The sequence below is a fragment of the Henriciella mobilis genome, assembly GCF_003576315.1.
GTDB classification, from domain to species: domain Bacteria; phylum Pseudomonadota; class Alphaproteobacteria; order Caulobacterales; family Hyphomonadaceae; genus Henriciella; species Henriciella mobilis.
The window spans coordinates 1-8,006 of the sequence record NZ_QWFZ01000029.1; the positions used below are offsets into that span (position 1 = coordinate 1).

Here is an 8,006-nt window from a genome sequence, read left to right on the forward strand (position 1 = left end):
GCAGCGGCGATGGTGGCGTTCATGCTGCGGCCCCCGCAAGTAGCTTCGGTAGTCGGACGAGATTGTAGGCGGCGATGGCGATATCGAAGCCGAGGGCAACGCGCCGCTTTCCCCTGAACTTCGTCTTGGCATAGCCGCCAGTTGTCTTCGTCCACCCGAAGATCTCCTCGATCCTTTTGCGGATGCGCTGGGAGACCTCATAGCCCTCGGGGGTCTTGATGGGCAGGCCGCACCTCCCGGTCTCGGACTTCAGGGCGACATGCGGCCTGACACCGGCCTGCTCCAGATCGCGCTTGAAGGTCCAGGCATTGTAGCCTTTGTCGGCACCAAGTGTGGCGCCGCGTTTAACCTTGCGTTTCCTGATCATCTCGAGGGCCGCCTCGCGTTCGGCTCTGCCGGTTGCATGGGTCAGTTGTGTCGCTACGGCGAGGCCTTGCCGGTTCTCCATGAGGACGTGCCCCATGTAGCATAACTGAGCCGGCTTGCCCCGGCCCTTGCGATAGAGCCGAGCATCGGGATCGGTCGATGAGGCATGCGTCTGGTTCGACCGCTTCTCGCCGTGGAAGTCGTGCGGTGCATTGCGACCACCACCTCCACTATCCGGACCACCGCCGCTATCGGTATCCTTCGGACGGAAGCTCTTGGTACTGGCCCAGGCCTCAATCAGGGTGCCATCCACACTGAAGTGCTCACGCGACAACAGCTTCTTCACTCGCCGAAGCGACAGGACGGCGTTGAGGAACTTTGCGGCGATATCCCCATCCAGAAGGCGGTCGCGGTTCTTTGAAAACGTCGAGGCGTCCCAGGTCGGCTCATCGGGCCCGAGCCCGACAAACCAGCGAAACAGGAGATCGAACTCAAGCCGCTCCATCAGCTGGCGCTCAGACCGGATCGAATAGATCGCCTGCAACAGCATCGCCCGCAACAGACGCTCCGGCGCGATCGACGGGCGACCGGTATCCTGCGCGTAAAGTGCCGTAAAATCTGCGTCCAGAGCCTTCAGCGCGTCATTTACCAGCTGCCGTATCTGCCGCAGAGGATGATCCGATGCGATCCGGTCTTCTACGTTCACATACGAAAACAACTGATCCGTCGTCCGATCTTCACCACGCATCTCTGCCTCCCTCTCCACACAAAAGAGAGAATCATGCTTCGCAAAGCAAAACGAGACCTTTTTCAGCAGCCTGCTAGTGGCGCGGATGGGCCTGCAATTGAGGCCTCAATCGAAGCAATGGTTGCAAAGGTCAACGCCTATGTGCCCGGCTATCGGATGAAGCAAAAGGTTCAGTTCGAACGGCTCGGTTCGAACAACCCAGTCAAGATTCCCGGCCTGGGCACATTCGAAGGTATCAAGACCAGCGTTTTCCTGGAAGTCGAGGGTGCCGCCCACTATTTGCCTGCATACGCGGGAAATCTCGACATAATGACATCAGCTGGCATTGCGACCGCTGAGAAGATCGCCGCACGGCGGCGAGCCAAGGAGACTGCCTGATGGCATTTGATCCCAAATCCGACAATCTCTACATTCAGGACGTCACTTTGCGCGACGGGATGCATGCGATCCGGCACCAATACGGTATCGAGCACGTCAGCAAGATTGCCGCAGCCCTTGACCAGGCCGGAGTCGACGCAATCGAGATTGCCCATGGAGACGGCCTGAATGGCTCAAGCTTCAATTATGGCTTTGGCGCCCACACCGACTGGGAATGGATTGAAGCCGTCGCGGATTCAGTGAAAACGGCGAAACTGACGACGCTCCTCCTTCCTGGGATCGGAACGATCGAGGAGCTGAAGCATGCCTACAAGCTTGGCGTCAGGTCTGTCAGGATCGCTACACACTGCACGGAAGCCGACGTATCGAAACAGCATATCGGTGTTGCCAGCGATCTGGCTATGGACACGGTTGGCTTTCTTATGATGTCCCACATGGTCGAGCCTGAGAAATTGGCTGAACCAGCCGCCATGATGGAAAGCTATGGTGCCGAATGTATATATGTCACCGACAGTGGCGGCGCGCTCGACATGGATGGATACATCGCCCGGCTTCAAGCCTATGACAAGGTCCTGAACCCTGAAACTGAACGGGGTATCCACGCCCACCACAATCTGTCCCTAGGCGTAGCCAATTCCATTGTCGGCGTTCAATATGGCGCAAGACGCGTGGACGCTTCGCTGGCCGGCATGGGTGCCGGGGCCGGAAACGCGCCGCTTGAAGTGTTCATCGCAGCCGCCGAGCGAAAGGGATGGAAGCATGGATGCGATCTTTTTGCGCTCATGGATGCTGCCGAGGAACTTGTCCGCCCACTCCAGGACCGCCCCGTTCGCGTTGATCGCGAAACGCTTTCACTTGGCTATGCCGGCGTGTACTCATCCTTCCTCCGGCATTCAGAGAAGGCAGCGAAAGATTATGGGATCGATACGCGTGAAATCCTGGTTGAACTAGGGTCTGTTGAGATTCATCGCAACTCGATGATGGTTGCGGCCGCGTAGATCATGGCTTGATAGCTCGCATCAGTTTTGTCGGACCTGAATGCGATGCGCTTGAACTCCTTGATCTTGCAGAAGTAGTTCTCGACGAGATGTCGCCATTTGTACATCTCCTCGTCGATGTTGAGGGGGGCGCGGCGCTGTGGGCGCTGGGAGATGACGATTTTCGCGCCGCGCACGTTCATATCCTCAATGATCCAATTGCTGTCATAAGCCTTGTCGGTGAGCATTGCGCCGAACTCGACCCCGTCGATCAACGGTGCAACGCCCACTGTGTCGAAGCGATTGCCCGGCAGGAGTACAAACCGCACGAGGGTTACCGAGCCCATCGGTCAGCGCGAGGATCTTGGTGGTCCATCCGCCCTTCGACTTTCCGATGGCCTGATTTTGAGTCCCCCTTTTGCGCCGTGCGCGTGACGGTGGACATGGACGATAGTGGCATCAATCATCGCGTATTCCATGTCCGGATCACCCGCCAATGCTTCGAAGATGCGCTGGAAGACACCGCGGTCGACCCAATAGCGGAAGCGCTGGAACACCGTGTTCCAGTTGCCGAACTCGGCTGGCAGGTCGCGCCAGGGACTGCCCGTGCGGGCTATCCACAAAACAGCCTCCAGAAACATCCGGCCATCGCCCCCCGTTCGTCCGGGATCGGTCTTCTTACCAAGGCAGAACGGCGATACTTGCGCCCATTGGGCATCCGTGAGAATCAGGCGGACCATATTCAGAACTCCCTGTTTGGAAGTTTGAATCACAGTTTAGTCGATAAGTGAATCCTGATTCACAACAGACCCTAGGACGTAGGCGTATGGTTGGTGGCCAGGAGGATATGATCGTCGACGTAGCCCTGGACATATTGAAAGAACGAAAATCCGCTGAATAGTTGCGACGTGAGAGACCAATCCTTATTGACTGTTGCGAGCTCCAATTTGTCTGGACGAACGACGCAGTCAGAACACGCTCAATCAGCTTTTGTGTGTTCAGTGCTTTTAGTCCGGTAAGCACACATTTGCGTGCCCTTTTGCCTTAGGCAAGCAACCTTGCAATCTCCATGATAGATTGAAATTGGCACATGTCCTGCATTCCCCTGACGCGGGAGGCTGATACATGCTTATTCGCACGATAGAAGACCTGAGCGATATGCTCGTTAGGTATAACTACACCGCCAATCTCTCTCGCGGGAACTGGGCTTGGGAGTTCGCGAGGCGCAATCCTGCCCTGAGGGACGATGCCTACGCCGTACTACCTCAGCTGGAAACGGGGACCGCATGTCATGGCATCAAGCTGTTGAAGCTGGTTGAGCAGGACCTCGCCGCCGAAGCCTGGGGGCTCCTCTACTTTCCCGATCCCGACCAGACTGCGCTATCGACAGATGTCTTCTGGTCCGATCAGACATTCCCTCGCAAGATCGCGGTCCATGTCCGTGAGCGTGATCCTGACGAAGTTGACGAAATCTTCGAGAAGGGCACACGCCTTTGCAGAATTGTGCACCTGACCGATGCTGCCGGCCGCGAGCACTTCCTCGTCAAAGGGGCAAACTGCTCCGTCCAGATCCGCTGCAGCGGCAAGTCGCTCCTGTGCGGCGAACCCGTGAAAATGGAGTTTTCCGTTTCCGGCTTCGATTGCCCTGACGAATATATCGAGACGCTCAAACGGGCCCACCGCGTCTATGATGCCGAAGCGACGTCGCCGACATGGTCACGCAAGGGACTTGGCTACCGCAACGCCTTGATCGCGCTTGATGCCCTTGAGGCTGGCATGACCTATCGCGAGACAGCAATGGTCTTCTATGGCGAGGATCGCGTCATGAAGGACTGGGCTGGACCGTCCAGCGCCATGAAGTCGGAAATGGCCCGTTTGCTCGCAAAAGGCCAGCGCTTGCGTGACGGGGGATATCGCGAATTGCTTGAGGAAAACCTCTAACCCCTATCAGCCAGCAAAAAGCCGACCCGAATGAACACCTGAGTTCACGAGCCTGATGCAGGAGCTGCCGAGCAACTGTTCAAGACGTTGGCAGAGGATCTGAAGGCATCGCCCCTCCCCCGCCCGCTGGCGCGGGGCTGTCCGGGCGGCGAGAGCCCTCACCCTCTTCCATGTCATCTGGCCGGCCCGGCTCGTCTCCGGTCACGCGTCCTCCCGTCCGGGAGGCCGCGCGCTGCGGGGGCTCGCCGGCGGTGGCCGCGCTTTGCTTCCCACTGGCCTTGCGGCCAGAGGGGTCAGGCGCGCGTGGCCTATCGAAGCCTCATTCGGCCTCAGGCGATGGCGTGAGCCATTTGCCGAACACGGTGACGTCCTGGGGTTCATAGCCGAGCGCAGTGTAAAAGGCGGCAGCGGTCTCATTGCCTTCGCGGACCATCAGCTGCACCTTTGGCGCACCGCGGTCCGCGAGCCAAAGCTCGGCTTCGGCCATCATCTCGCGTCCATGGCCGCGGGCCTTGCGGTCCGGGCTGACAGCCAGGTAGTAGATCCAGCCGCGATGGCCGTCATGACCGGCCATGACACTGGCGACGACCACGTCATCCACTGTGCCGACGAGGATCGTGGCATCGCGTGACGCAACCGCCCGGTCCATGTCGGCATTCGGGTCATTCCACGGCCGGGTCAGCGCACACGTCTCCCAGAGCGCAATCAATGCTGCGCGGTCAGCTTCCCGGAAGTCTCGTATATGCAAGGCCATAGCTGACGAGTCTGGACGGATTCGTGTCCACGGCGCCAGCCTGCCTGTTTGGCGCTCGCAGGTGTGGACAAGCTTTCCCTGCAGCCGTGAGGAGGCGGACGGCGCGTCTGCCCGGGCGCGGCCCGCGCGCAAGGCGCCGGTGACCTGGAGCCGATTGGCGCCCCCGCAATCTCCTACCTTCCCGCCTTGCCCCCGGCCCTCATACGCCCGGGCGCCCGCACCTCTCGTCCGCCCCCTCCCGCCTGCCGGGAAAGGTACGCGGACGAGGATCCATTTTTGCGAGGCTGACATGACCCTTTCACCTGAGACACCTGCCCCCCTTGGAACAGCGATCGGACCGGATTTGCGAGAGACACAACGCATCTATGTCGCCTGTCTTGCCGCCTACAATAATGGACGGCTGCACGGGGTGTGGATCGATGCAACCGAGCCTGACGAAGTCATGGACAAGGTTCGGGCCATGCTGGCGGCGAGCCCTGAGGCGGGTGCCGAAGAATGGGCGATCCATGGTGCGACCAGAAAGTCGCATCTGTTGAGTGAGGCAGGGATGCCTCTGGTCGAGCCTTCTCGACCATTTCTAGCCGGAGCGTGCGAGCTGGGTAACTGGCTGGTGCGAAGCCTCCGGAAACGAGCGGGGAGCTGGCAGCCACACGCCGGTGAACCGCCCAAGGAGAAGACCGGTATGGTGAACGAAAGTGAATCTGTGTTGATGCGTCGTTACCCATCAGTCCCCCGGAAGTGGCTTTTACGGGGAGCAAGGGAATGGGCTGGGGGCACGTGGATCCCTCAGTCGGAAGGTCGATATTCCCCGGCGTATAGCAGGCACCTAACCCGGTCGCATCTCACAGATGCGGAACTGAGTAACCCCGATGAGGTCCGGTCGCTGGTAACAGCGCCCGGTAAGCGGCTCGCAAGAGCCGCCCAACTCCTCAGCGGGTGTAGGAAGTTATCAGAAGCGAATGCCGCCAGCCGAAAGGCACGGGGAATACATAACCCGGTGGATAGGGCCATGCCCAACCTGAAAGGGTGCTGACAGATGACTGGTGAGTCCCCCGTAATCTCGTGGAACAGCAACCGAACCGTTCGTGAAAAGATGGACGGGCCGCAAGGCCTGATCGTAAGCGACGGAACTGTTCACTGGCAGACCATTGACTGGCCTGCCGCCTATCGAACCGTCAGGACGCTGCGCCGGAGAATCTATCGGGCGACTGAAATGCGGGACTGGAAAACGGTCCGCTCGTTGCAAAAGCTGATGCTGCACAGCCGGGCGAACCTGCTCGTTTCCATCCGAAGGGTCAGCCAGATCAATCGTGGGAAAGCCTCTCCCGGTGTCGATGCGCGAACCGCACTGACGCCGACCGAGCGGGCCGGCCTTGCGAACCAGTTGGTGAACCTCAAGGCATGGGAACCGCTTCCAGCCCGGAGGGTGTATATCCCTAAAGCGAGCGGCAAGAAGCGGCCGCTCGGAATCCCGTCCCTCATCGACCGGTGCCAGCAGGCCATTGTGCTCAATGCACTTGAGCCCTGTTGGGAAGCGCAGTTCGAGGGGACAAGCTACGGGTTCCGGCCCGGTCGTGGCGTCCATGACGCCATAGAGCGGATATATCTGGCAACCAAGTCCGGGTCCAAACGGGTCTGGGTTCTTGATGCCGATATCAAAGGCTGCTTCGACAATATCGACCATGACGCCCTGATGGAGGCTATCGGCAACTTCCCCGCAAGGGGAATGATCCGCCGTTGGCTGAAGGCAGGCTATGTGGAAGATGGCGTGTTCCACGCCACCGAGCAGGGTACACCGCAAGGCGGGGTCATTAGTCCTCTCCTTGCCAACATCGCCCTGCATGGAATGGAAGAAGCGCTGGGCATTGAGTATCGTGGAGGCACAAGCGCCTCATACGTGAAACCTCACTGCCCTGTCTTCGTGCGGTATGCTGACGACTTCGTCGTCATCTGCCACACTGAGACGCAAGCGCTTGAGGCCAGGGAGCGCGTTGCTGCATTCCTCGCCGGGCGCGGCCTTAACCTCTCCGAGGAGAAGACCAGTATCCGGCACATACGGGAAGGCTTCGACTTCCTTGGCTTCAATGTCCGTTCCTATAAGGTGGCAGACCGCGCCGCTGGCACGAAGACCCTGATCAAACCTTCCAAGGACGCCGTTAAAGCGTTTAGGAAGAAGCTCAGGGACCTGTTCCGCGCCCATGTCGGCTCGGATCAGGGGCAACTGCTTGCAGCTGCCAATCCGGTAATACGTGGATGGTGCAACTACTACCGTTACAGTGTCGCCGGGAAAATCTTCTCAGGGATCGAACACTATGTCCATGTCCGGCAACGTCGCTGGTGCCATCGTGCCCATGCGAGGAAGCTGAAACACTGGTGGATGCGGAAATACTTCGGGCGGCACTATAACTGCCCGAACTTCAGCTACACCTTTATGGACAAGCAGTCTGGTGCGTTCATGATCCATCCAGCCGCGATCAAAATCGTGCGCTGGACGATGGTGAAACACCGCAACTCTCCCGACGATCCGTCTCTCGCCGATTACTGGCGAAACCGGGCCCGCCGGATGGGAGGGACTGACCTCACGCGCAGTTGGCAGAAGGTTGCGCAGCGGCAACGGCACAAGTGCCCGACCTGCCGCGAGAGCCTCTACAATGGCGAAACCATCCGCATGTCTCATGTGGATGGGGACAGGGCGAACGGTTCCTACCGGAACCTGCGACTTGTCCACGCCGACTGCCGCCGCGCGGCACAACAGGGACTTGCTTGAGCCGTGTGCGGGGAAACTTGCAAGCACGGTTCTGAGGGGACGGGTCGGCGGCAACGCCGACCTGTTACCCGACAT

General features: G+C 59.4%; 5 protein-coding genes and 4 pseudogenes. 6 read left to right on the plus strand and 3 right to left on the minus strand.

The window, feature by feature from the left end; genetic code table 11:
* Positions 1-19: 19 nt before the first annotated feature.
* Entirely contained in the window at positions 20-1,114 is a 1,095-nt protein-coding gene (locus D1227_RS13955) for an IS5 family transposase (RefSeq protein WP_035540773.1), read from the minus strand.
* Between the two features lie 81 nt (positions 1,115-1,195).
* Between D1227_RS13955 and D1227_RS13960 the strand changes: the two are divergent.
* Positions 1,196-1,492, plus strand: a pseudogene (locus D1227_RS13960) (acetaldehyde dehydrogenase (acetylating)); the annotation flags it as partial.
* Positions 1,492-2,490 carry a 4-hydroxy-2-oxovalerate aldolase gene (gene dmpG, locus D1227_RS13965; protein ID WP_119405089.1) on the plus strand — a complete coding sequence of 333 codons (999 nt, stop codon included), beginning with the start codon at positions 1,492-1,494 and terminating at the stop codon, positions 2,488-2,490. The pseudogene D1227_RS13960 and the gene dmpG, both read left to right, overlap by 1 nt.
* Here the strand turns inward: dmpG and D1227_RS13970 are convergent.
* Positions 2,457-3,209 (minus strand): annotated as a pseudogene (locus D1227_RS13970) (IS5 family transposase). The gene dmpG and the pseudogene D1227_RS13970 overlap by 34 nt on opposite strands.
* Positions 3,210-3,280: 71 nt before the next feature.
* On the opposite strand from D1227_RS13970, the pseudogene D1227_RS20495 reads away from it, so the two are divergent.
* A pseudogene (locus D1227_RS20495) lies at positions 3,281-3,370 on the plus strand (hypothetical protein); the annotation flags it as partial.
* A 224-nt stretch (positions 3,371-3,594) separates the two neighbouring features.
* Entirely contained in the window at positions 3,595-4,410 is an 816-nt protein-coding gene (locus tag D1227_RS13980; protein ID WP_119405090.1) for a DUF2285 domain-containing protein, read from the plus strand.
* A gap of 319 nt (positions 4,411-4,729) precedes the next feature.
* On the opposite strand, the gene D1227_RS13985 is transcribed toward D1227_RS13980, so the two are convergent.
* Positions 4,730-5,164 (minus strand): GNAT family acetyltransferase, encoded by a 435-nt coding sequence (locus D1227_RS13985; RefSeq protein ID WP_119405091.1) that lies wholly within the window; start codon positions 5,162-5,164, stop codon positions 4,730-4,732.
* 343 nt (positions 5,165-5,507) lie between these two features.
* On the opposite strand from D1227_RS13985, the pseudogene D1227_RS20500 reads away from it, so the two are divergent.
* Together D1227_RS20500 and ltrA are read left to right on the plus strand one after the other, a co-directional pair.
* Positions 5,508-5,672, plus strand: a pseudogene (locus tag D1227_RS20500) (antirestriction protein ArdA); the annotation flags it as partial.
* 528 nt (positions 5,673-6,200) lie between these two features.
* Positions 6,201-7,931, plus strand: a complete 1,731-nt coding sequence (gene ltrA, locus D1227_RS13995) for a group II intron reverse transcriptase/maturase (RefSeq protein ID WP_119404062.1) — start codon at positions 6,201-6,203, stop codon at positions 7,929-7,931.
* Positions 7,932-8,006: the final 75 nt, after the last annotated feature.

Excerpts from the sequence above, each read along its gene's own strand:
- ltrA (WP_119404062.1), top strand. The coding sequence starts at position 6,201 with ATGACTGGTGAGTCCCCCGTAATCTCGTGGAACAGCAACCGAACCGTT.
- D1227_RS13985 (WP_119405091.1), bottom strand. The coding sequence starts at position 5,164 with ATGGCCTTGCATATACGAGACTTCCGGGAAGCTGACCGCGCAGCATTG.
- dmpG (WP_119405089.1), top strand. The coding sequence starts at position 1,492 with ATGGCATTTGATCCCAAATCCGACAATCTCTACATTCAGGACGTCACT.
- D1227_RS13980 (WP_119405090.1), top strand. The coding sequence starts at position 3,595 with ATGCTTATTCGCACGATAGAAGACCTGAGCGATATGCTCGTTAGGTAT.
- D1227_RS13955 (WP_035540773.1), bottom strand. The coding sequence starts at position 1,114 with ATGCGTGGTGAAGATCGGACGACGGATCAGTTGTTTTCGTATGTGAAC.